We start from the raw sequence: 25,280 nt of genomic DNA, 5'->3' as shown, positions 1-25,280 counted from the left end.
CACAAGAATATGCATACCGAGATAAGAGACCTTGTTAAGCAGGCAAACGCCAAACTAATTGGCCATTTTCGCTATTACGGTATTACTGACAACCTCCAGCGAATCAAAGCATTCCGATATGTCGTAAGGCGCAACCTGTTTAAGATCCTCAATCGAAGGAGCCAGAAGAAGAGCCTGAACTGGGATGGGTTTGCAAAGATCGAGGAGCGATTCCCACTTGCTAAGGCAAGAATCTATGTGAATATATATGGCTAACTGTAAGTGAACGCTGTGGAAGAGCCGGATGCCTTAATAGGGCCCGTCCTGGTTCTGAGAGGGGGGCCGCCGTGAGGTAGGCCTCTACTCTACTGCGAGTCTTTATTTGAAATTCTCCGTTATACTCGATCGGCGAACCGTACCCATCTCTTATAGCTAAAAGCTCCTGCAAGGATTCTAGCGTGAATCTTTGCAGGAGCCTAGTTGTTAATGGTAAATACAACAATAGATAGTTAGACTGAAAAATATGTGTGGGAGGGGAACCACTTAGATGAAAACATATCAGTTATATCAAGTTGATTCATTCACTACCGAGAAATTTAAAGGTAATCCTGCTGGTGTGGTAATCAATGCGGATGGCCTTTCAGAACAGCAAATGCTATCTATTGCACGGGAATTGAATAATTCAGAAACCGCATTTGTTTTTTCTCCACAAGGATCTGACCATGATCTTTACATTAGATACTTTACCCCAACTGTGGAGGTTCCGATTTGCGGACATGCTACGATTGCCACCCATTATGTGAGGGCTATGATAAATAATGCAGTTTCTTCAAAGGTACTGCACAAAGTTGGCATTGGTATTTTGCCAGTTGAAATTATCAAAGATGAAAATGGTTATTTAATAATGATGAAGCAGGGGGAAATACAATTTTCTGAACCATTTATAGGACAAGAACATGATAATATAGTGACAGCATTAGGGCTAAATCAGGAAGACCTTGATCAACGTTGTCCTATACAAATTGTATCAACAGGACATTCTAAAGTTATGATTGGAATTAAATCAAGAAAGAAATTAGATTCTTTAGTACCAGATATGATTTCACTAAGCAGGTTGAGTAGGTTAATTGGATGTAATGGTTATTTTGTTTTCACTTTAGATAGTGAGATATCTGGGGTTTTAACACATGGAAGAATGTTTGCTCCAGCGATTGGTATTGATGAAGATCCTGTAACAGGAAATGCTAACGGTCCTCTTGGAGCATATCTTGTAAAGCATGATTTGGTTAAGTATAGTGAAGGTTCCTTTGCGTTTAAAGGGGAACAAGGGACGGCTATTGGCCGCAGCGGAATTGTAGAAGTTCAAGTCAAGATAGAAAAAGGGGAGCCAGTAGAGGCGCAGATTGGCGGGCGAGCAGTAATTGTTTTTCAAACCAGCATTGAACTATGATTTAGGGTGTAAAGATGAGCCGGCGAGTTGGCTAACGGAATCGTCCCTTCAGTTGCTTTGATGATTAGCCAAAAAATGTTTTTAGCAGCGGTGAACGAAGCAGTTACTTTTTGCTTTGTTCACCGTTTATAATAATGAAGAAGGAGGTTGACCTGAAACGTTGAAAAAAATAAAAGTTCTTATAGTAGCGATTATACTAGGCTCATTCATTACACCGATGCTACCAGTGAATGCGAGCGTCATACCAAAACCTGTTTATAATAGCAATGGACAAGTTGTCGGTGCTACGAAGGCTTTACCAACTCTCCTACCAGCTATTGCGGCAACGGAAATAAACTTACCTGACGACTATAACATTTTGGATACTCTTGAAGTAGATGTAACTGGTGATGGCATAGCCGATAAGATATATCTTGCTGGCCATAAAATGCCGTCTAATTTGCCTGCTGCTAAAGATCTTAGTGTTACGGTAAAAAGCGGCGCAGATGAGTCCCTTACTACTTATTGGCTTGATAAAGTAGGCGGTTATCAGCCACATCTTTTCGCTGGCGATTTTACGGGTGATAAAATAGCTGACGTCTATGTAGAAACAGCATCAGGCGGCAGCGGTGGCTGGTCATATCATAATATCGTATCTTTTAATGGTAGTGAGCCGAGAGAACTGTTCGGCATTAAAGATAACAATGCCAATAACATTAGCGGCAAGTTTATAGATGGCTGGAAGGTAGCCCTTACCGATACAACCGATGGAACAACACTAACCATTGGAGTAAGTGCGCGCCGGGAGGATTATCTGCGGTTAGGTATTTATGATAAAGAGGGTAAAGTTCAAAAAGAAACGCAAATAATGTCTGCTCCTTTTATCAAATTAGAACCGATTGATATCGATAATGATGGAGTCTACGAATTAAAAGGTATGCAAAGTCTTTCTGGTGCTTATAGAGCGGACAGATTAGCCGAAGTAGAAACCACACTTAAATATACAGGTACTAATTGGCAGTCACAATCAACGTTGATTATGGCATCATCTATGACATGTGGCGATAGCATTAATGCGTTTGCGGGTGAATCGGTTACTAACGTTGCTAATCAAACGGATGGGGAAATTGCTAATAGTATTTCGTCAAAGGGCGAAATAAAAGAAATTAACAGTAAACAAATCAGGATTGTAGGCGAAGGTTCTTATAAGGATATAGTTTTAAATATTAATGACACCACAAATATTGTAAGCGCAGAAAACGTTACCCCAATTGAGTTTCAGGACTTGAAGCCAGGTGATCCAGTAACAGCTTATTACGGGCCAATGGTTACAAAAAGCATGCCTCCTCAAGGTAATGCCATTGCTTTAATCGTTGGTTCGCCCGCAAAAGGCAGTGAGGGCATGTATAAGTCCTTCCCCAATAAGTTATAAGCGAAGAACCGTATCATTGGTAACAGCTAAAAGCCTTTAATTAAGAAGTAGGCCAACTGAATAGCGAGACAGAGGGAAAAATAAAATGATAACAAAGCCGTCTAAAATTGATTATGAAAAACTAATAACTATATGGGAAAACTCAGTAAGGGCAACACATACCTTTGTTACGGAAGCGGATATCCAATACTTTAAGCCGCTAATCTTAAATGAGTATTTTGATGCTGTAGAATTATTTTGCAGTCGAGATGAAAACCAAAAGATTAATGGCTTTATAGGAGTCGTAGAAGATAAAGTAGAAATGCTTTTCGTTGATGCCTGCGTGCGAGGTCACGGAATAGGAAAAAAGCTATTAACATACGCTATAAAAGATTTAAATGTAAAAAAGGTGGATGTTAATGAACAAAATCCCCAGGCTGTTGGATTTTACAAATACATGGGTTTTCAGGTAGTAAGTCGTTCCCCGGTCGATTCGATAGGAAAAAATTATCCTATATTATCAATGGAGCTTGAATAATACTAACAATATTATACTTTTCTAAAAGTCGAGAATTGCTATCTGCCATCTAATGCGTAGATAGCATTCTTTGTTTTACAACTAGTGAGGGGAAGGCATAGTGTGCAAGTGAGAATGCAAGGCGGCTTGTCTGTAAAGTGTGGCAAGGGACGGTGTTATTGACACGAATTATTCTTTGAGTAGATTGAGATGGGTGGGAGTATGCGAGGAAAAGATTTCAGCAATTCCATGCCCGTGGCAGTGGACTTGTTTGGAACAGTGTAGCGCACTCCTGTCTAGATAAAAATTCGCTGTTAGACCTGATACGCGCGATCTGTTTTCATACAATCTGTGCCGAAAGGTACAATAAAAATGGAGGGCCTTCTACCGGAAGGCCTAACTCTACGTTTAATAGGCGGGGGAAGTTCTCGCATGAGATTGAAAACCGGCAACTCACTCTAATCCTCCGATGTGCGCTGTGCATTCCTTGGTATAGCGTACAAAGCTCGGTGAAGGCGCGGAAAAGAAACCTGCGATGGTTAGCGAAATACGCGGGAGGCTATAAAATTGCTAAGTCTATAGTGCACCAAAGGTGCTGGCAAGAACTCTCGGATGAAAAGCTCGTAAGCTAAAGTTCACCGAAACAGAAGGTGTTCGCCCGCAATATATGGGGTCCAATTGCAGATAAAGAGAGTATCGGTTGTTATCTGTCCCATTCCACTAAGGGAATGGGGTTTTGCATCCTCCGGTTATGGATAAAAGAACGGTTGGCGGGCTACAGAGGGAGATTAAGGCAGTATGTAAAGCTAAAACGTAGGGAACAGATGAACTTCCCATGAGGATGCGAAGCGGAGGGAACCGCGATACCTCAAAGCAGAAGGAAATGCCTGCCGAATGGGAAGGGTTGCAGCCCATAGTAGTGAAGAAGTGGAGTAATATCCACAGAGCGAAGGGGCATAGTCATGAACTGATAATCATTATGCAAATCGTCAAGGAAGCCGCTGCGCTAATTTGGCTAACCCCAGGCAACACTCTCAAAAGGAGGTGGTTGACATGGCACAACAATTTGACTATCCGAAAACAGAAATAGAACTCCAATCATTGCTTGATAAGATGTACATTCATACTCGGCAGATCATAGGAAATAAGGACACACCGAAAATCAAAGGGTTATATGAAATCATTACGTCGGAAACTGTAATTCAGACGGCAATCCACAACATCAAAGCGGTATTTCGGGAAATCAATGACATCAATTCCACCATCCGTGGAATTATCCAATACTATCAGGTAGCAACCTTCGTTTGCGCTACATTGGCAAAATATGCGAGTACCATTAGGTGGGCGGCCTATAAGGCGTTAAAAGGGTATTTGTTCAGGCCAATCAAACTGGTAACTTATCAACACTGCACCAGAAGTATAAATTAACGATACCGGCCATACGGTTCCGCAATTCAATGATCGGTGTGGCCGATTTCAGATTCAGTAAATGGCAGAAAATAAAGCTGAAAAACGAAAAAGAAACTCCATACACTTCCGCGGGAAGAAACCTATACCAGGAATGCACGCAAAAACGATTAAGGAAACCGCGTGATGACGATATCCTCACCATTCACACGGTAAAAATCAAATCTAAAAAGCAAGATGACCTATATAACTTCGAATACTTCCTTAACCGGGCGTACGCTTTAAACAGGGATAGATTTCGGTGTCGGGTCTGTGGCAATTCAATATCTAAAGATAACTTGCACTTCCATCATGTCACTGTCAATTTGCCGCTGGAAAAACTCAACAGAGTTCCAAATTTAGCAACAGTGCACTGGGAATGCCACGCCGAAGTCCATGACACCAATGACTATAAATATTTAGGGCAAAAAGTTTGGAAAAAGATTTTGCGATTGCGAGAAAAATTGCATAAATAGTGTAGACATTCATGATGGAGCGCCGGATGATGCGAAAGTGTCCAGTCCGGTGCGAAGTGGGGGAAAAGAGCACCCAAACGGCAATGCGGACGTAGGTGTCTCTTACCTATCACTAAGGAGAAAGTTATCATCACTAAGCCGGGAACCAATGGAAAACGACAACAAAAGGCTTGTTGAGGCTGTAAGCCAAAAAAAGCAATACAAAGACAAAGCGAACCCTAGAAGCCACGAGTTCTAGGGTTTCTACATAATGGCTATTATTGGACGAACATTCTTTAGTTTATTCAGGTACCATCAATATTTTTTTGCATATTTAAAGATGTAATTTATGGTAGAATGTAATTTAGGGAATTTAGTTGATTGTTAGGTTTGATGAAGGACCGAGAGATTATACTGTATTCGCTAAGAGAATAGCGTTTGATAAGCGGTCTTGACAATAGTCATAATATTGACGGAAGGAGCAGTCTCGGTAACTATGGTTTTCGATATTCGAACACTCATTATACTAAACTTCATTGTCACTATTATTAATGCTGGCAGTATTGCGATTATATGGCATCAATACAAAGACCGCTTTGAGGGCATATCATTATGGCTGGCTAGCACGATTTTACATGCGGTAGGTTTGTTCTTAATCGCTATGCGTTCGGAAATACCAGCTTTTGTAGCGAGTGTGATTGCGAATGCGTTGCTACTAACTGGCGCGGTTGTCCTATTGATGGGTTTGGAGCGTTTTGCCGGAATAAAAAGAAGCCACAGGCAAAACTATTTCTTGTTGGTCATTTTTGCTGTTGCGGTGAATTATTACACCGTTATCGATCCGAGCATGACCATGCGAGAGATTATTATGTCAGTTTTCATTATGATAATTAAATCGCAAGGGTCTTGGTTACTACTGAAGAAGGTTGCGCTGAATCTGCGCCCGATCACACGTATCACCGGTCTGGTTCTTGGCGGGTATGTTGTAGTGAGCTTGGTCAGAGGGATCTTGCTTATGCTGTTTCCTTTGCAGACCAACGATTTTTTCAAATCCGGCTTTGCAGATTCCATGGCGATCACTATGTATATCATACTCAGCATCTGCCTTACTGTCAGCATTATATTGATGGTGACACGGCGCTTGCTTGGAGAAGTTCAAGCTCAGGAAGAAAAATTTGCTGCCGCGTTCCATTCTTCACCGCATGGAATATTGCTTACAAAGTTATATGATGGAGCTATCATCGAGGTTAATGACGGATTCGTGAACCTTTTAGGTTATAAATATGATGAAGCTATTGGTAAGAGAATCATTGATTTAGGTATTTGGATAAGCGAAGAAGACCGGCAAACAGTCATTGATAAGCTGTCCCAAGGATATGAGGTACGTGGGGCTGAGTTTCAGTTTCGGAAAAAATCAGGAGAGATCATGACTGGCCTTTTTTCTGCGAGTACACTTACCCTCAATAATGCAAAGTGTATCTTATCAAATATTAGCGATATCACCGAGAGCAGCCAAATGAAGCAGCAACTGCAGGTGATGGCCACGCACGATTATCTGACTGGCTTGCCTAATAGAAGGTTGTTTTTTGATCGTTTCGAGTATGCGATGGCCAATGCTCAGCGAAAGAAAACAGGACTAGTCTTGATGTCGCTCGATCTCGATAATTTTAAGACCATTAACGACGAGTTGGGTCATGATATTGGTGATGCGGTGCTGGTGGTGGCAGCTGCCCGACTGAAGAGGGTTTTGCGCAAAGTGGATACTGTCGCTCGATTTGGTGGGGATGAGTTTATTCTGCTGTTTGGGGAAATCAACAGTAAAGAAGAGGCAGTTGGCTTGGTGCAAAAGATACTGCAGGAACTCCGCCAGCCATATATTATTGAAGAGCATCGTCTAGGGCTGACTGCTAGTATAGGCGTAGCGATGTACCCAGAAAATGGTGAGGAAGTCGATGATTTGATAAAGAAATCCGATGAGGCCTTGTATATAGCCAAAAAACAAGGTAGAAACAATTTCCGATTCTACACCGGGTTTACCAACCATGAGTAACCTGCTGCAAATATGAGTCTGTTATATCCTCAAGTCTTGATTTTTCAGGGCTTGAGGGCTTCTTTTTTTTGTCATTTTTTAAAGTAAAGAAGAAAGTACCCTCATTGTCCTCAAAGGATTGGCATTGTATTTTTGCTAATCTTCAGGTCAAGGATGGAGGATATTTACAATAATTATGGAAAGAGATTTTAACCATGATAGAGGGAGGCTTAGTCATGCTATATGAAGGCAATGTGATAGATGCTGTTTGTGAGAAACTTGAAGAAGAAGGATATTACAGGCAAATTGCTGGAGTTTTCTTTAAGGAATCTTTAACAAGTTAATTGGATAGATATGTTATAATTACGACGAAAGATAAAAGTGGAAGATGGAATCTTAAAATAATTTTAAGTCAATAAAAAAATAGGATTTGGAGGCATATAGTGAGAACGATTAACTTGAAACTGATGCTGATACATCGCGGAACGCGGACTCATTCAATCACCCAAATTGAGCCCATTGGCCATATGTCTCTGGCAGAAATGATGGCCAGCAAAGGGCGTGAGGTCTCTGTCTTTTCAGGAGAATTATTAAAAGGTCTGGAATTTCTGAAAAGCATGGGTTGTGATGACAACACGGTGGTGGGGTTATACTGCGATTATGAGAATCAGTCAGCAGTGGAGAGTTTTTCTAAAGAAATAAAAAGGCGGTATGGCGCCACCGTTTTTGTGGGTGGTCCCCAGACTGTCGGTTTGGGTGAAGCCTTTTTGCGGGACAGCCAGGCAGACGGCATACTAAGAGGGGAAGGCGAGTTCTCCCTGGATGAGGCCATCCACGCCATTGAACATGAAAAAGAAGAAAAATGGGAAGACATTCCCGGCATGTGCTCATTCCGGAAAGACGGAACCTATTACGACAACGGCATCTATCCCGCCATTGAAAATTTGGATGAATTGCCCATTATTACAGGTAAAATTCAATCTTCACAGCATAAGGGAATTAACCATATGGCAGCCATGTCAGGACGCGGCTGTCCTTTCGGCTGCTCTTTTTGTTATGAAGGCGGAAACAGCAAAAATGTTCGCAGGCGCAGTGTGGCAAGTGTGATGAAGGAAATTCGCTGCCGACTGGAACAGAATCCTAATGTGAAATACATTTTTTTTGGCGATGATACCTTCACCCTGGATAAGAAACGGGTGAGCGCCTTTTGCGAACATCTGCAAGAGCTGAGAAAAGAATACAATTTTGTATGGTTTGCCGATGCCCATGTCAACATCATTCTTAAGCATCCGGACATTGTAAAAATAATGGTTGACGCCGGCCTGGTGCGTATGCAAATCGGGATTGAAAGCTGCAACCAGCATATCATTGATATTTATAACAAACAGATTAAGCAGGAAGATTTGTTCAAGGTGATTGATATTTCAAGTGAAGCCGGGCTTCCCCAGCTAGTAGGCAATATCATTATCGGAGGGGCTCTGGAAACCAGGGAAACCCTGGACTATACATTTAATATGGTAAGTGACATGATTAAGGCAGGCCGGGGTATGATGGAAGTGGTCAGTACATTTTATATGCCCTTTCCCGAAACAGCCATGTCCAAAAATCCTGAGGCCTACGGAATTTTTGTAAAAGATGAAAAAGCTCTTACTTCGGTGGGTGATTTTCCTGTTATTGAAACCGAACAACTCAGTATTGAGGAAATTTGTGCTGCCAGGAATGAGTTTTTTGAAAAAAATACCAGAATGATGCGAAAAATGTTCCATGATGGAGAGATTACAGACAAGGTAATTCTGAAAAGCTATGAACTTAGCGAAAAATACGGCCTCAGTGGTATGTGGCAAAGTCTGGTCTACTCACGCTTCCCTTCTTTCGATGCTCAGTACAAGGCCCGGATCCGCGGGGACAAGCTTACCCAAGACTATGCTCTGGCAGACGTTTTTGCTACCCATCCCCAGCGCCTTGCCCTGCTTTCCCTGACCGAAGAGCTGGCAGCCGAGATTCCGGTTTTAAACGGGTTTGTGTACTCTCCCTTTGAATTCGAGGTGCTAAAATATACCTCAGGCAAGCTAAGCGTGGATGAGATGGCGGAAATACTGTTCGACAACTACCATAAGAGTTTTGCGAATGTTGAAGCATTTAAGCTGCATCTGCTGGAAACCCTTAAAAAATTGGAATCGATGGGAATGTGTGTGTTGTCAGGAGCCATAAAGGCCAAAGAGGCAGACAAGGATTGGGAGAATCGGAAAAAAGCATGGGAGAATACAGTGAAGAACAAGGTAATTCTTTTTAAATTATCAACCATTGGCATGGAAATAGCCGGATTCAGCAGAAATGGTGCTTTTTTAGGTATTTACGGGCTGGCAAGCTATCTTGGTGCAAAAGGCTATGATGCCTATGTGTGTGAGTGCCGGCCAGATCAGGTTATGGATTTTTTAAAACGCTTTCATTTCAATGAAGTTTGCGGGATCGGGTTTTCGGTGGATTTTGAAAATAAGCATGTGGTCAAAAAGGCCAGTGCTGCTATCACTGAACTGTATGGCATTCCTGTGCTGATTGGGGGACCGGAAGCTATTTCGCTGGATGAAGCCTATCTCAGACATGCCAAGGCCTGTGCCATTATCAGGGGTGAGGGAGAGCTGGCCATGGCTGCGGTTCTTACTGCCTTACAAGAGCAGAAAAGCCTTGATGACATTCCGGGAATTTTCTATATTAATGAGAATAATGAATGCATTGACCGGGGGGAAGGTCCGGTTGTTGACAATCTGGATGAACTGCCCTTTCCTGCCTATGATAAAAGCATTACCCCCATTGATTTTACCAGCCTTTATCTGATGAGCAGCCGGGGTTGTCCCTACCACTGCGTTTTCTGCCATGAAGGAGCCTTGAAGCGCCCCATGCGTCAGCGGAGTGTGGAAAATGTCATTGCCGAAATGAAGTATTTCCTCTTAAAATACCCGGAACTCAATTATTTTAAATTCTGTGACGATACCCTAGTGACCAATCCTAAATGGCTGGATGATTTTTGCCGGGAAGCACAGGCGCTTCAGGCAATCAGGCCGTTCCAATTTTATTGTGAGGCTGATGTGGCATCGTTAAGCAAACGGCCAGAAGTATTGAGAAACATGGTGGCAGCCGGACTAAACCGTCTTCAGATCGGCATTGAGACGGCGGATGAAGAGATGCTGAAAATATATCGGAAGAATATTTCCCCGGAAATGGTCGAAACAGTGGTTAGAGCCGCCTATGATGCCGGTGTGCAGCAGGTTTTTGGGGCTCTGCTGGTTGGGGGGCCCTTTGAAAACCGGGAGCATATTGAAAAAAACAAGGCCTTTGGCGCCAGACTGCTGCGATTGGGCCCGGGCATGATGGAGATTGCCCCCAGCATTGTGATGCCTTATCCTATGACCGATATTGGACTGCATCCCGAAAAATACGGTTTAACTATCTATGATGAAGAAGGCTTGGGCAGCATTTCTGATTATCCCTTGATGGCCAGCGCCGAAATGGATCGGCGGGAAATCATGGCAGCCTATCAGGAGTATCTCCAGAGCTTTGTGGATGAGGTTAAGCGCATGCTCATCGGCGGGGAACTGAGCCATACGGAGATTTTAAGATGCTACAAAACCTCCATGGCTGCCAACAGTCCCAAATATTGGACTAATATTATTGCGCATCACAAGCCGACGCTGACGGCCTACTATACCATGCTGGCCAGAGAGGCGGCCTGCCGCATTGTGGATGTGGACGCGGCAGAGCTGCCCAACTGGCGGCCGCAGCGAATGATTGAAATGTGGCGGGATGTGGATTTCTCCCAGGGTTATCCTGTTTTGTGGGGAGAGGCCTTGTCGCCCTTTGAATATGAAGTGATGAAATACTGTACAGGTAAATGCACCATTGCAGCCATTGCCGGCATACTCTACAATCGGTTTGGAAAGCCCTTTGGCGAAAGTCAGAGTGCATTGCTGGAACGGATCATTGAGACCTTAAAGGCTTTTGATAAAAAATACTGGCTGCTTGTAGTTCCGTTTTAGCGAAAGGGATTAAGATGAAAGTACTGCTTTGTAATATATCTAAAAAATATGAAACAAGTGTCCATGATTATGTGGGCTTGTTTTATCTGGCCGGGGCGCTGGAAGCGGCCGGGTTTGAGCCCCTGGTTTTTCATGGGAAACCGGATAATCTCCTGGAAGAAATTCAAAAGAATCAACCGGCAGCAGTGGGCTTTTCCTGTGATTTTGACAATGTTCAGCTCATTGCCGGTCTGGCAAAAACAATCAAAGAAGCATGGAATATCCCCATTATTGTTGGCGGCCCCCAAAGCATTGGGCTAAAGAAAAAATTTCTGGAAGACAGCCGGGTGGATTATGTTTTAAAAGGTGAAGGGGAAGTATCGCTGCCCAGGCTTTTGAAGGTTATCTTAAAGGGCGAGGGCGATATAAGCAGCATTAATGGGCTGGCTTTTATAAAAGCTGGAGTTTTTATTGAAACAGAGCCCCCGGAAATCATTGAAGATATCGACAGTCTGCCGCTGCCGGCCTACCACTCTTCCCTTCATACAAACCATTCCTACGGCAAGCTGATTTTTACAGGCAGGGGATGTCCCTATCAATGCGCCTACTGTGCTCCCAGCCCTGGAAAACAGAGAGTGCGGCTGAGAAGTATTCCGTTGGTGCTGGCGGAAATCAAACGCAATTTAAAAAATAACCCTGACTTGAACTATATTATTATCATGGATGACACCTTTACCATAAACCGGCAGCGAATGGAAGAATTCTGTCAGGGTATGAAAGAAATCAAACAGCAGCGGGATATTGTCTGGTATTGTGAATGCCATGTGGGAGGCATTAAAAACTGGATGGACATCCTGCCTGTCATGATTGATGCCGGACTCGTACGTCTTCAGATCGGCATTGAGTCCGGTGACCAACAGGTCATTGATCTCTATAACAAGCATGTGAAGATAGGAGATATCATTGAATTTATATCCTATGCTGCCGGCTGCGGCCTGACACAGATTGCCACCAACTTTATTGTGGGAGGGCCGGCGGAGCAAGAGGGGGCAACAGCAGAACTCATAAAAACCCTCATGGACAAGGCCCCAGGGGTCATCGACATCATCACCGGATTTTTAAGAGCCTATCCGGGTACACAGATCGTTGAGAATCCGGAAAAATTCAATTTGCAGCTGTATGACGAAGCCGGTCGTCTTAGCGGTGATGACTATCCCTTTGTGACACCAACAGGACGCAGTCAGGATCAGGTGATGAGAGATCGCCAGGAATTGAATAAGGTCATCCGGCAGAGTATGCAAAACAAGATAAAACGCCATGAGTTAAACCAAGCAGCGATGATGAAACAGTTTCATGCTGCCTTAACCTATGGAATAAGGAGTCGATGGTTCGAGGAAATTTCTGCCAATCAAAGAGCCTATGAATATTATTATGCCCTTTACTTAAAAGAGGGACAAGCCTTTGATGCAGCCTTGGATTTCTCCAGAGATTATCCACAAAGAACTTTTGAATTGTGGCGAACTATGACATTTGCCGGGGGGTTCCCCCAACTGGATGGGGTGGCTGTTTCACCGCTGGAATATGAGCTTCTTTTACGCTGTGCAGGTAAAAGAAATCTGGCAGATATTGAAACCGAACTTTATGCAAGGTTTGGAGCTCCGTACAAAAACCAGGCAGAGTTTCATGGAAAATTAGTTGATATTCTATATCAATTTAATTTTAACTATTGGCTGACTCATTTTATGATTTAGCCAAAATAAGCGGGAGAGGAGGAAAAATATGAGTATTGATGGTGCAAAAGCATTGGCAGCCAAAGTCCTGACAGACGAAACGCTGGCCAAACAGATCAATGAAGCCAAAACGGAAGCAGAATTCCAGGAAGTTGTTGCCAAATTAGGTTACAGTTGTACAGCTGAGGAATTCAAAGCTGCTTTTACAGAAGCACAAGCTAGCCAGCCACTAAGTGATGAGCAACTGGATCAGGTTGCCGGTGGGTTAAGTATTGTTGGCGTGGATTATGCATTTACAGCAACACAAACAGCCAGAGCTTAGTAGCAAAAGAAGGGGATTTTCCCCTTCGAAGTACTGACTGCTGATAAGTGCCTGGCATGGATTGTAACGTCAGTCAGTAGTTCCAAGGGGGGAGTGGAAGATGGATATATTACTGGTTAAATCACACCGCTATGTTAGTGGCTATATTCCTGGGAGCAACCTGGGAATGAATATACTGATCCAATTATTAATAGGCAAAGGGTATGAGGCAGACATGTTCCAAGGCTATGCCCAGGAAGCTCTTACCTATGTGAAAAAACTGATGAGAACGGAAAATAGCCCCAAAATCATTGGCTTTTACTGCGATTTTAACAATATTCATTGGGTTAAGATTTTTTCGCAGGAAGTGAAAAGGCTTTTTCCCGAGGTGGTTTTATTGGCAGGCGGTCCTCAAACCGTCGGGCTGGATGCCGGTTTTTTAAAACAAACTTCTATTGCAGCCGCCTGTATCGGTGAAGGCGAAGAAGCCCTTCTGGAATTAATGGATTTTTTTGTGCATAACAAGGGAAGCCTCAAAGACATTCAAGGGATTAGTTTCCTTGATGAACAAGGAAACTTGGTGGAAACGCCTGCACGAAAGCCGCCGGAAAATCTGGACGATATTCCCTGGCCGGATATTACCCTGACCAACGACTATAAATATTATGGCCTGCTGCCCATATTAACAGGGCGGGGCTGTCCCTTTGGCTGTACCTTCTGCTATGAAGGCGCCAATGCCAAGCGGGTGCGCCGTCATTCGGTCGATTGTCTTATGGAGGAGATCCGGGGGAATTTTAAACGGAATCCTGCCATCAAGTACATTAACTTTTTAGATGACACCTTCACTCTGGATGCCAAGCGGGTCAAGCGGATTTGCGACGAAGTAAAAAAAATCCGGGAAGGCTATGATTTTGTGTGGTTTGCCAGCGCCCACATTTCCACAATTGACAAAGAGCGGGATATGGCAAAGAATCTGGCAGATGCAGGTCTTAAAAAAATCTTTTTTGGTCTGGAATCGGGAAGCGATCAGGTTCTAAAAAGCTACAACAAAAAAATAACGAGAAAAATGGCAGTGGATGTGATTAACCACTGTGTTGAAGCTGGAATACATGGCATTGCCGGTAACATCATTCTGGGAGGGCCTCATGAGACCCTGGACACCATTAAAGAATCGGAAGACCTGATTATGGAGCTGCTCCACAATGCACCAGGCCAGTTTGAAACTGCCTATTTCTCCTTTTTACCTTATCCCAAAACTCCCATTACCCTTCGACCAGGGGATTTTGGCATGGAAATTTATGAAGACCTTATTGACTGCAGCAATGAAGACATTCCCCTGTCCAGAACCAGGGAACTGGATTTTATTGATTTGACAAACCTTCGCTTATCTGCCAATAAGCGGCTTCAGAATGAAATGCGTGACATCTATTTTGCCGGAAAAATCCCGGAAGCTGTGATTTTGGATTCCTATCGGTTAGGCAGGCAATATGGGGTTTTTACCCGGTGGAATGATTATGTCTACAAAAATATACCCATTGATAATGAATATTGGAAAATGCGAGCCTCCGGCGAGTACGTTTTATATCATCAATTGGGCAGTCTTGAGCAAGAGGCCGTAGTTCACAGGACCTTTGAGTTATGGCTATATACCGATGTCAGCAGAGAAAAACCAACAATATTCAATCATGAGCTGGAGGAACTGGATTATACCTTGTTAAAGCTATGTAATGGACGGCTTTCCAAAAAAGAAGTGCTGCAACAGGGGAGAATGAAGCTGGACACCCAAGGGAAAAACCCGAATTTTTATAGTGAGGCAGAACGGTCTCTGAATAAAATGGAGGGAAATAAGTGGATTTTATATGGGAAACCATGAACAATAAACCCAAGGTTTTACTGGTTTATACCCAGCGAATGGTTAAGGGACGAACCTTTGAAATGATTGAAAATCTCGGGACTTTAACCCTGGCGGCCCAACTCAATGCTCATGGTTTTGCTGCAAAAGCCTATACAGCCATTGCCACCGATGTGATGAAAACCATTGAAAAAATGAAAGACTGCCTATTTGCGGTCTGTTTTTACTGTGACTTTGATAATCAATCCGCAGTGGCTGCCATCAGTAAGCATTTAAAAGAAAAACATGCTTTTTATGTGGTTTTGGGAGGTCCCCAAACCCTGCATATGACGGATAAAGATTTGGAGACCTATCAGGCAGATGCCATTTTAAAAGGAGAGGGAGAAGAAACCCTGTTAGAGTGGTTAAGCGCAAAGGCGCAGGGGCGAGAGGTCGTTGTCCAGGGTGAAATCCGGCCAGATCAAAATGCCAACTATGTCTATCTGGAAGACTTCTCAAAGTACGAATTGCCCAAAAACAAAGATGTACTTAACTATGAGGAAAGACCGCTGTTAGCGGTGAGCACAGCCAGAGGCTGTCCCTATCGTTGTGCCTTCTGTTTTGAAGGGGGTAATTCCAAGAACTTAAGAATGCGCCCGGTTGAAGATGTGCTTAAGGAAATTGAAGCGAGATTAAAAGACAGTCATCGTCCCCGCTATCTGTTTTTTACCGATGATACATTTACAACAGATCCAGTGAGAATGAAGAAGCTTTTGTCTGGACTAAAAGCACTTCGAAAAAAGCATGACTTTGTGTGGTTTTGTGAAGGACACCCCGGATTTCTGGTAAAACATCCGGAAATGATCAGAGAAATGATGGACAGTGGTATGGTACGCATGCAGATTGGCATGGAGTCGGGAGTGGAAGCGGTGCTCAGGGCTTATGGCAAACAGGCCAAGCCGGAGGACATTAAAAAAGTGGTAGAAATCTGTTATAGAGAGGGGCTGCCCCAGTTAACCGGAAACTATATTATTGGCGGAGCCTTTGAAACAGAAGAAACCCTGGAGACAACAACAGAGGCTGTCATGGAACTTCTGAATATGGCACCAGGCATGCTTGATATATCCACGACCTTTATCATGCCTCTGCCGGGAACGCAAATTTACAATCAGCCTGAACGTTTTGATATCGTACTGGAAGACAGGGAGTATATTACTTCTATTGAAGATTTTCCGGTAAACCATACCAAGGGGCTTTCTCTGGCAGAAATTTGCATGGGGCGTTCTCGTTTTATTACCAAAGTCTCTAATAAAATGAAAGAACAGTTTAAAAAAGGGCTTATTCCCAAGGCGCGCATCCAGGATGATTTTAAACTGGCACTGCGCTATGGCATTGCAGGCGGCTACTTTAAATTCATTTATGCCAAAAATCAGCAACTGTTTCATTATTATTCAAAACTCATTGCATATAAAGGTTTGTTAAAAGAATGGCATGAACTCAACGAAGAGGAGCAGAAGTCCTGGATTATCCAAAGAATCCAAAATATTTTTGAGCTTGATAGTAAGGCACTCAGTCAAACAGAACTTGATATATTGATGTATTCCGGAAGATTTACCGTCAAGGAAATAGCAGAAAAACTGAATTTGTCTTCCGAGAACATGAAAAACCTGTTAGTAAAAATGAGCTACCAGCATTTGATTTTATTTTCAGCGTATATTTAGGTTGATGTGCGAAATGTTGGAGAGTTACATTGACGCATGGAAACGAGCGAAAAGTCCTGCAGAAATTCAATTGGGAATTGTTGCAGGATTTTACTTTTTACACGCGAGTTCGTGACAACTGTAATTATTTGTGATGTTGGGACTATTATGCAAATTTCGTGGGTTTTTGGCAGGTTTTTTGTAATATAAGGTAAATATAGATATCATAGAAAGTGATTTTAAATGATTCGGGTTAGCATCGCTAAAGAAATTATTGCCGCACATGGTGGTCACATCTGGGCTGAAATTCAGCCAGGAGCAGGGATGGCGGTATATTAGGAATGTTACAAGTAAGGTGCAAAGGAGATCTTATGAGCAAAAATGCAGTTTTAGTTGTTATCACCGTCTGTTTTATGGTATTGGTGGCTGTCGCCTACGGCGTGTATATTAATGTATCTAGTAATGCACATCTGAATCAAATGCGCAAAACAGCGGGAGCGGGCTTGCTATTTTCACCATCAGAAAGACGTGATGTTACGCCCGTATTACGGACTGTTCTAACCTTGGAACCAGGATGGAATACCGATGTTTATGCCAAGACTGAAGGTCTGATTGAAAATATCATGGTTAAACAAGGGGATAAAGTTACTGCCGGTACATTGGTGGCAGTGATTGAAAGCCGGGAATTAGCGTCCCAGATAAAACAGGCGAGGGGTAGTGTATATTCATCCAGGGCCAGTTTAGAACAAGCTGAGAGTGATGTAAAGCGGGCCCAATTATTAAGCGCCAAAGATGCTATTGACGAGCGGACCGTGGAGGGCACCCGGTTTAAAAAAGAGATAGCAGCCGGTCAGTTGGCAAGTGCAGAGGCTTCCTTAGAACAATTACTGCTCAAGCGTGAGAGTACTAATATTACTGCGCCACATGCGGGGGTAGTTCTTAAACGTTATGTAGAAGAAGACTCATACGCACGGCCCGGTTTAGCGCTAGTCAGCCTGGGTGATATAGCTGCACTGAAGGCAATGGTACCGATAGGGATGCCCTACCAAGGCGTCTTGCTGCAAGGGGCGGCAGTGGGTATTACTATAAGCGGCATAGCTGGTGGACGGATTGGCGGAACAATAACGGCGGTAACGGCTAGCCCGGGGCTGCCGCCAGGTAATATGATGGCAGAAATTACTGTAGATAACGCTAATCAATTAGTAAAACCTGGGGCTTATTCCCAGGTTGAGATCAGTGGTCCTCCAGTCAAAAACGCACTGGTCATTCCTGAGCAGGCGGTTATTGTCAGGGATGGACGACAGTTGGTCTATGTAGTGGACAGCGACAAATGTGTCAGGCTGCGCACGATAAGAAGCGGATATAGCGGCGATGGCTGGACAATTGTGCTTGAGGGGCTAAAGGACGGAGAATTGGTAGTAGCTCACGGGCAGGAGGGGCTCAGTGATGGGATGATGATTGATATGGTAAAGGGGCGAAGTAATAATGAATGAGGGACTATTTCGCAAGGCAGCACTTGACAAGATATCATCGCCTGATCAGCTTGATCAGTTAATTACCGTCACCAGTCCACGTGGCTGGATCGCACTGGCTACCCTTGGTGTGCTGCTTCTGGCAGCCATTCTCTGGGGGATTTTCGGCAGCATTGTGGTTAAGGTGAACAGCACAGGCATGCTGCTTACGCCTGGTGGCATTGCCAATATTGTTCATACTGCGGATGGTCAAGTAACTGAGGTCTATGTGGCACCAGGCAGCATTGTTCGTGCGGGGCAAGTCATCGCCACTGTCTCCCAGCCTTCTATTACCGCTGAGATTGAGCGGCTAAGGAGTGAAACGGCTCTAACTCAGAATCAGCCTGATAACGCAGGGCGAATGGTACAGCAAAAGCAGCTGCAGCAGCAACTGGCTCAAGCGTCCCAGGTAGTAAGTGCAGTAAGTGGTCAGGTGGTTGAGGTAAAGGCAGTCAAAGGCGATTTTATCAGGGCTGGTACGTCATTAGTCAGTGTCAAGACGGGTGAAGAGGGTGGCAAACTGGCAGCAGTGTTATATCTATCGGCAGAAGACGGCAAGAAAATCAGTCCTGGTCTGGAGGTGCACATTGCCCCATCCACCGTCCGGTCGGAAGAATATGGATTTCTTGTAGGTAAAATTACATCAGTATCTGAGTATCCGGTCACGTCGGAAAAAATGCAGCAGGCTTTAGGGAGTAAAGAGCTAGTGCAAAAATTTTCTAAAGAATCCAATGGCGCACCGATTGAAGTGCGGGCAGAGCTGATTCCCGATAAGACACCCAGTGGTTACCTCTGGACATCTCTCACTGGGCCAGGCCAGGAGATTCTTGGTGGGACGGTTTGCAGTGCTTCAGTGGTCGTAAAGCGGCAGCGACCTATTACTATGGTATTTTTACAATTAAATCAATTATTACGGAGCGAATAAAGTGAGTGTAGTGCAAAAAAGAGCAAAAGTGCCGACAGTATTGCAGATGGAGGCTTTGGAGTGCGGTGCCGCCGCACTGACAATGATACTTGCCTACTATGGAAAAATACTGCCGCTGGAAGAAGTTCGGATCGAGTGCGGGGTTTCCCGGGACGGCAGCAAGGCTAGCAATATATTAAAAGTGGCTCGTAAATACGGCATGAAGGCCTGGGGCTCCAGAAAAGAACCAGAAGCATTGCGTACGATTCGATTTCCCGCAATTATCCACTGGAACTTTTGCCATTTTGTCGTATTAGAAGGCTTTGGAAAAGGGAAAGTGTATTTAAACGATCCAGCCAGCGGGTCGTGTATAGTAACAGATGAGGAGTTTAACCAATCCTTTACGGGTATTGTTCTACACATTGAGCTAGGTCCGGATTTTGTAAAAAGCGGGTCCAAGCCGAGCCTGATTAATTCACTGAAACCGCGGCTGGCGGCATCGAAACAGGCGATGGTTTTTATTGCACTGATCGCCCTGTTCCTGGTTATTCCCGGTCTGGTGCTGCCAACGTTTACACGGATCTTTATCGACGATATTCTGACAAACGGACGGCAAGGCTGGTTGATGCCTGTCCTGGTGGGGATGGGCATTACCGTGCTGTCCCAAGGGCTGCTGACCTGGCTGAGGGAATGGTGCCTGACCCGCTGGGAAGCCAAGCTGGCCATTGCTTCTTCAGCGAAGTTTTTTGGACATATCATCAAGCTGCCGATGGAGTTTTTTGCGCAGCGTTATGCTGGTGAAATCGGCTCAAGAGTGCAGATCAACGACAAGGTGGCCACACTAATATCCGGATCACTGGCAACTGCCGTTATTGATGTACTGGTGGTGGCTTTTTTTCTCCTGCTTTTAGTACAATATAATGCAGTATTGACAGCGGTGGGTCTTTTAGTTGCGATGATCAATATGGCCTATTTGCGGTATGTAGCCAACTGGCGAACAGAGCAGAACAAAAAACTCCTGCAAGATCGGGGTAAGCTGGGTGCTTTTTCTATGGGAGGCTTACAAATCATCGAAACCATCAAAGCAGGTGGTAATGAAAATGATTTTTTTGCAAAATGGTCTGGTCATCAGGCTAAACTAATGAATTCCGAAATGAGATTTGCTTTATCAGGCCAATTCATGGCGGCTGTACCGGTATTTCTGACTACTCTTAATACGGCAATTATTTTGGCAGTAGGCGGTTTCCAAGTGATGGATGGGCAGATGACGGTAGGGATGCTGATGGCGTTCCAGGCGTTGATGGCTAATTTTATTGAACCCTTTAACCGCCTAGTCAATCTGGGCGGTGCATTGCAGGAAACCGAAGGAGACTTAAATCGCCTTGATGATGTACTGCGCTATCCAGCCGAGACGGGGGCGGCGGCTCTGCCTCTTGCGGACGAGGATGCCTGCTCTGCAAAGCTGGAGGGTTATCTTGAACTGAAAAATGTTAGTTTTGGCTATAGTCGTTTGGAGCCGCCGCTAATTGAGAATTTTAATCTTACCATCAAGCCTGGGGCGCGGGTGGCTTTGGTTGGCGGCTCAGGCAGCGGTAAGTCTACTGTTGCCAAATTAGTTTCTGGGTTGTACCAGCCTTGGGCGGGAGAAATCTTATTTGATGGGCAGCTGCGTTCACAAATCAACCGGGCCGTTGTTAGTAATTCAGTGGCCGTAGTTGACCAGGATATCTGCTTGTATGAGGGCACGGTGCGTGATAATTTGACTCTATGGAATACCGATATTCCTGATATGGACATTGTCCAGGCTGCCAAAGACGCAGCCATTGGCGCAGATATTGCTGCTTTGTCTGGCGGCTATGATGCCAAGATTGATGAAGGCGGACGCAACTTTAGCGGCGGCCAGCGTCAACGCCTGGAGATTGCCCGTGCCCTGGCGGTTAATCCAACTGTGCTGGTATTGGATGAGGCGACCAGTGCCCTTGACCCGCTAACAGAGAAACAAGTGGATGAAGGTATCAGGCGGCGGGGCTGTACCTGCCTGATTGTAGCCCACCGGTTAAGCACCATCCGGGATTGTGACGAAATCATTGTGATGAGTGCAGGTAAGGTGGTAGAGCGTGGTACCCATGAGCAGTTATATAGCAGCGATGGTTTATACCGGCAGTTGATCGGTACCAATGAACCAAGCGGAAAATCCAGTGCAAAGGCGGATGGTTAGTTATGGAAATGATTGAAATCGGGGCCAATACGCCTTTTTTGCTAAATGATAATAATGCCGTGTGGTTTGTCCAGTCTGGTACCGTGGAAGTTTATGCTGTTTACCTGAAAAACGGCCAACCCTGGGGACGCCGCAGGCATTTATTTTCGGCAGAATGCGGGCAGAACCTGTTTGGTCTGGCTGCAAGCAGTAAGGATCATTTAGGCCTGTTAGTGTCAGGCAGTCCGGGAACAGAATTGATGAAACGGGAAAAGCCAGGTCTGCTGAATACTGCCCGGGCTCGTAATGACAAATTATTCGCCGAGCCAGTATTGTTTATGGTCGAGAGCTGGGTGCTTGGTTTGTTGGCTGGTGTGATCAAGGGCGCAGCGCCTACCAGGTTTGAGACAATCACTCATGGACAGGAAATGAAATTTGCAACCGGCAGCGTAGTACGCCCGGATGATGAAATCATATGGGTGAGAATAAAACACGGGAGGCTTCTATTTTGCGGACAGGAAGAAATAGAGCTTACTCCGGCAGCCGGCTGGTTGCCGCTAACCGGGAATACATGGCTGCAGGCTGAAGAGGATACGGAAATACAGGCTGTACTGACTGAGGATTTGCTCGACTTCAGCAATGACCCTGAGGCAAACCTGTTATGGCAAACCGTAAATGGTTTCCATCGCTTGGCGCTGACTGCTATTGAAGCCAATATTCAGCAGGACGATCGCGAGGGCCGGGTCCGATTGACTAACCGATTAAAGCATGATGCCAGTCTGGTGCATAAATCATTTAAACGATTAACATCCTTTACCGGTCAGCCGGTGGCTGAAATAGATCAGTCTTCTCCCTTACTGGCAGCATGCCAAATGGTCTGCCACCACATGGGGATGGAAAACACTCAGGTCAAGCTTGGACCGAAGGCTGCTGGGAAGAGTATGTATGATGCTGTGGGTATGATTGCTCAGGCGTCTCATTTTCGTATGCGGCAGGTGTTATTGCGGGGGGATTGGTACTACCGGGACAATGCCCCGTTGCTGGCCTTTACCGCTCAGGAGGAGAGACCTGTAGCCCTTATACCAATTGATGTCACCGGCTATGAAATGGTTGATCCGGCAACTGGCCGCCGGACGGTAGTGACAGAGGAGCTGGCCCGGACGCTGAATCCCCAAGCCATTATGTTTTACCGTCCGTTGCCGGCAGGAGCCTTGACCTTAGGTGATATTCTCCGGTTTGTGACTGTTAGCTGCACTGTACAGGATATTAGCATGATTGTACTCATGGGGCTGGCTGGCGGATTATTGACCATGATTACACCAATGGCGACTGGTATTATGTTCCAGGATATCATTCCCGGCGCTGACCGCGAGCAGCATGGTATGATGGCCGCGTTACTGATAACTGGAGCTATTGCTGGTTTAGCCTTCCAAATTGCTCGCAGTACGGCAATGGTGAGAACCGAAGCCAGAATTGATTCTACGTTGCAAGCAGCCATATGGGATCGCCTGCTGAGTCTGCCGGTTACCTTTTTTCGTGAGTTTACAGTAGGCGATTTGGCGGTAAGGGCCAACGGCATTAATGCCATTCGACAGATTTTGAACTCAGTGGTGCTCACTACGATTTTTACCAGCATTTTTTCACTGTGTAATGTTGCGCTGCTATTTTATTACAATACCGAACTGGCGTGGATTGCCTGTGCTTTAGTGCTGGTTTTTGTGGTAATATTCTTGCTGTTTAGCCGGACTGAAATCAAATACAAAACCCAGCTGACCCATTATGAAGGTAAAATATCAGGGGTTGTCTTACAAATTATTAACGGAATTGCCAAATTTAAAGTGGCTGGTGCGGAAAACCGCGCCTACTATTTGTGGGCACAGGATTTTGGCGAGCAACGAGCCGTTGCCTTCAAAGCCAGGAAAATTACCGCCTGGCAGACGGTGTTTAACGCTGTCTATCCGGCGATTGTATCCATTGTAGTGTATTATATGATAATGTCTATGGCCAAAAGCAATACTCCCATGGCGATGGCGGATTTTCTCGCCTTCAATGCTGCGCTGACAGCCGTGATTAGTGGTGCCGTTGCACTGGCGTCGTCGTCGATGTCAATCATGGGTATAGCTCCCTTGTATAATCGGATGAAACCCATATTGTCGGCTTTGCCGGAAGTAGATGAGGCTAAACTGAATCCTGGTGATTTAACAGGTGATATTGAGATCAGTCATATCAATTTCCGTTATCGGCCTGGTGGGGAACTGGTTTTAAAGAACCTGTCATTGAAAATTAAGCGGGGAGAGTTTGTTGCTATTGTTGGCACATCCGGCAGCGGAAAGTCTACCTTGCTGCGCCTGCTGTTAGGGTTTGAAAAACCGGAAGCAGGGGCTATCCTTTATGACCATCAGGATTTAGCTGGACTTAATATTCGGTCGGTGCGATCTCAATTAGGGGTTGTCCTGCAAAATGGTCAGTTAATGTCTGGGGATATTTTCCATAACATTATTGGTTCATTAGACCTGACGCTTGAGGATGCTTGGCAAGCTGCCCGAATGGCGGGATTAGATGAGGATATACGAAAAATGCCTATGGGGATGCATACTCTGATCAGTGAAGGAGCATCCACTATTTCTGGCGGGCAGCGCCAGCGTATTCTTATCGCCAGAGCCATTGTCAATCGTCCAAGGATTATCTATTTTGATGAAGCCACTAGTGCCCTGGATAACCGTACCCAAGCCATTGTTAGTGAGAGTCTGGAACGGTTGAAGGCTACCCGGGTAGTGATTGCTCATCGGCTAAGTACCATTATCAATGCCGACCAGATCTTTGTCATGGATAAAGGGGCCATTGTCGAGAGCGGTACCTATGAGGAACTCATGGAAAAGGGCGGAGTATTTAGTGAGTTGGCACAAAGGCAGATGACCTAATGGAGGATAAAATAGCTATGGAACCAAAAGTTATAGCCATTTCACCTGTTTCATCATCAAGGCAGCTGGTTGTAGCTATTAAGCTGATTGCTGAAAGAAAAGTAAATACGCTTATTTTGGTCGATAAAGTCAGTTTGGTCGCACTGTAAAGAAAAGACTGGCGGAATTTCTGGCAATCCATGAGGTTTGGCCAGGTACCGATGTGAATATGCCGAATAAGCGCGGCAGGAAAAAAACACACGGCGTTATTGGACAAATAGGCGCCGGCAAAAATAACTTAAGCGGTATCATAGACATAGCCGTAATTCAGTCACTCAACCGAATGGGGGAAGTTAAAGAGTGTGTGAAAGATTATGGCATGGTTATTGTTGATGAATGTCATCATGCAGGCAATAGCCAGTGTGCCTGGGGATAAACCGCTGACTTTAGTATCTACAGGCAAATATATAGGGGATGGGTTTGATGAGCCCCGACTCGACACTTTATTTTTAGCTATGCCGATTTCATGGAAAGGTACACTCCAGCAATATGCAGGCGACTTCACCGGTTATTTGCCAATAAAAACGAAGTGCAAATTTATGATTATGGAGATATTCATGTGCGGATGCTGGGAAAAATGTATAATAAGCGGCTGAACGGATATGCCGAAATTGGTTATAGGGCAAAAGGAGAAACTGCTCCCACAGATTCTATTAACATTATTTTTGACAAGAGTAACTTTTTGCCGGTATATATGAATGATATTGTGAATGCAGTTAAGGAAATTGTGATAGTAAGCCCTTTTATTACCAAACGACGTGCTAAGGTAACAGTGACTATAGTGACGCGACAGGCCGAAGATTTTGAAGACAAAAACAGAAATGCTTTATCTGATCTTTTAAACTAAAATACACCAGCAATTTGCAA

The 25,280-nt window shown here is 44.7% G+C and carries 20 protein-coding genes; all 20 read left to right on the top strand.

Going from position 1 to position 25,280, the window contains the following annotated elements; genetic code table 11:
* Positions 1–255: group II intron maturase-specific domain-containing protein (locus tag B9A22_RS14680; protein WP_281252383.1), on the top strand; the 255-nt coding region annotated here is incomplete at its 5' end.
* Between the two features lie 271 nt (positions 256–526).
* Entirely contained in the window at positions 527–1,429 is a 903-nt protein-coding gene (locus B9A22_RS14675; RefSeq protein ID WP_084576612.1) for a PhzF family isomerase, read from the top strand.
* Between the two features lie 160 nt (positions 1,430–1,589).
* Entirely contained in the window at positions 1,590–2,840 is a 1,251-nt protein-coding gene (locus tag B9A22_RS14670; protein WP_084576610.1) for a hypothetical protein, read from the top strand.
* A gap of 85 nt (positions 2,841–2,925) precedes the next feature.
* On the top strand, positions 2,926–3,357 hold the full coding sequence (locus B9A22_RS14665) for a GNAT family N-acetyltransferase (RefSeq protein ID WP_084576608.1): 432 nt from the start codon (positions 2,926–2,928) through the stop codon (positions 3,355–3,357).
* A gap of 1,032 nt (positions 3,358–4,389) precedes the next feature.
* Complete coding sequence (locus tag B9A22_RS14655) at positions 4,390–4,764, top strand: hypothetical protein (RefSeq protein ID WP_084576604.1); 375 nt, start codon at positions 4,390–4,392, stop codon at positions 4,762–4,764.
* Positions 4,765–4,802: 38 nt separating this feature from the next.
* On the top strand, positions 4,803–5,258 hold the full coding sequence (locus B9A22_RS14650) for an HNH endonuclease (protein ID WP_176215534.1): 456 nt from the start codon (positions 4,803–4,805) through the stop codon (positions 5,256–5,258).
* A 430-nt stretch (positions 5,259–5,688) separates the two neighbouring features.
* Positions 5,689–7,287 carry a sensor domain-containing diguanylate cyclase gene (locus tag B9A22_RS14645; protein ID WP_139796260.1) on the top strand — a complete coding sequence of 533 codons (1,599 nt, stop codon included), beginning with the start codon at positions 5,689–5,691 and terminating at the stop codon, positions 7,285–7,287.
* Between the two features lie 422 nt (positions 7,288–7,709).
* Positions 7,710–11,300 (top strand): B12-binding domain-containing radical SAM protein, encoded by a 3,591-nt coding sequence (locus B9A22_RS14640; protein WP_084576599.1) that lies wholly within the window; start codon positions 7,710–7,712, stop codon positions 11,298–11,300.
* Positions 11,301–11,314: 14 nt separating this feature from the next.
* On the top strand, positions 11,315–13,030 hold the full coding sequence (locus B9A22_RS14635) for a B12-binding domain-containing radical SAM protein (RefSeq protein WP_084576597.1): 1,716 nt from the start codon (positions 11,315–11,317) through the stop codon (positions 13,028–13,030).
* Between the two features lie 28 nt (positions 13,031–13,058).
* Positions 13,059–13,331, top strand: a complete 273-nt coding sequence (locus B9A22_RS14630) for a Nif11-like leader peptide family RiPP precursor (RefSeq protein ID WP_084576595.1) — start codon at positions 13,059–13,061, stop codon at positions 13,329–13,331.
* A 100-nt stretch (positions 13,332–13,431) separates the two neighbouring features.
* Positions 13,432–15,183, top strand: coding sequence for a B12-binding domain-containing radical SAM protein (locus B9A22_RS14625; protein WP_084576593.1), 1,752 nt, complete (start codon positions 13,432–13,434; stop codon positions 15,181–15,183).
* Positions 15,159–16,862, top strand: coding sequence for a B12-binding domain-containing radical SAM protein (locus B9A22_RS14620; RefSeq protein ID WP_084576591.1), 1,704 nt, complete (start codon positions 15,159–15,161; stop codon positions 16,860–16,862). Before B9A22_RS14625 ends, B9A22_RS14620 begins: the two co-directional genes overlap by 25 nt.
* A gap of 222 nt (positions 16,863–17,084) precedes the next feature.
* Positions 17,085–17,180, top strand: a complete 96-nt coding sequence (locus B9A22_RS25870; RefSeq protein WP_139796259.1) for a cell wall metabolism sensor histidine kinase WalK — start codon at positions 17,085–17,087, stop codon at positions 17,178–17,180.
* A 32-nt stretch (positions 17,181–17,212) separates the two neighbouring features.
* Entirely contained in the window at positions 17,213–18,334 is a 1,122-nt protein-coding gene (locus B9A22_RS14615; RefSeq protein ID WP_176215533.1) for an efflux RND transporter periplasmic adaptor subunit, read from the top strand.
* Positions 18,327–19,277 carry an NHLP bacteriocin system secretion protein gene (locus B9A22_RS14610; RefSeq protein WP_084576588.1) on the top strand — a complete coding sequence of 317 codons (951 nt, stop codon included), beginning with the start codon at positions 18,327–18,329 and terminating at the stop codon, positions 19,275–19,277. Before B9A22_RS14615 ends, B9A22_RS14610 begins: the two co-directional genes overlap by 8 nt.
* A gap of 1 nt (position 19,278) precedes the next feature.
* Positions 19,279–21,474, top strand: coding sequence for an NHLP family bacteriocin export ABC transporter peptidase/permease/ATPase subunit (locus B9A22_RS14605; RefSeq protein WP_217805962.1), 2,196 nt, complete (start codon positions 19,279–19,281; stop codon positions 21,472–21,474).
* A gap of 2 nt (positions 21,475–21,476) precedes the next feature.
* A complete protein-coding gene (locus B9A22_RS14600; RefSeq protein ID WP_084576586.1) occupies positions 21,477–24,374 on the top strand; it encodes an NHLP bacteriocin export ABC transporter permease/ATPase subunit in 2,898 nt (965 codons plus the stop codon).
* 17 nt (positions 24,375–24,391) lie between these two features.
* Positions 24,392–24,523 (top strand): hypothetical protein, encoded by a 132-nt coding sequence (locus B9A22_RS26340; protein ID WP_281252397.1) that lies wholly within the window; start codon positions 24,392–24,394, stop codon positions 24,521–24,523.
* A gap of 59 nt (positions 24,524–24,582) precedes the next feature.
* Entirely contained in the window at positions 24,583–24,789 is a 207-nt protein-coding gene (locus B9A22_RS25490) for a hypothetical protein (RefSeq protein ID WP_176215532.1), read from the top strand.
* A gap of 153 nt (positions 24,790–24,942) precedes the next feature.
* Positions 24,943–25,260 carry a phospholipase D-like domain-containing protein gene (locus B9A22_RS25485; RefSeq protein WP_176215531.1) on the top strand — a complete coding sequence of 106 codons (318 nt, stop codon included), beginning with the start codon at positions 24,943–24,945 and terminating at the stop codon, positions 25,258–25,260.
* The last annotated feature ends 20 nt before the right edge of the window (positions 25,261–25,280 follow it).

The sequence above is a fragment of the Sporomusa malonica genome, from assembly GCF_900176355.1.
GTDB lineage: Bacteria > Bacillota > Negativicutes > Sporomusales > Sporomusaceae > Sporomusa > Sporomusa malonica.
Note: the sequence above shows the minus strand (reverse complement) of the source record. Positions and strands in the feature narration are given on the sequence as shown.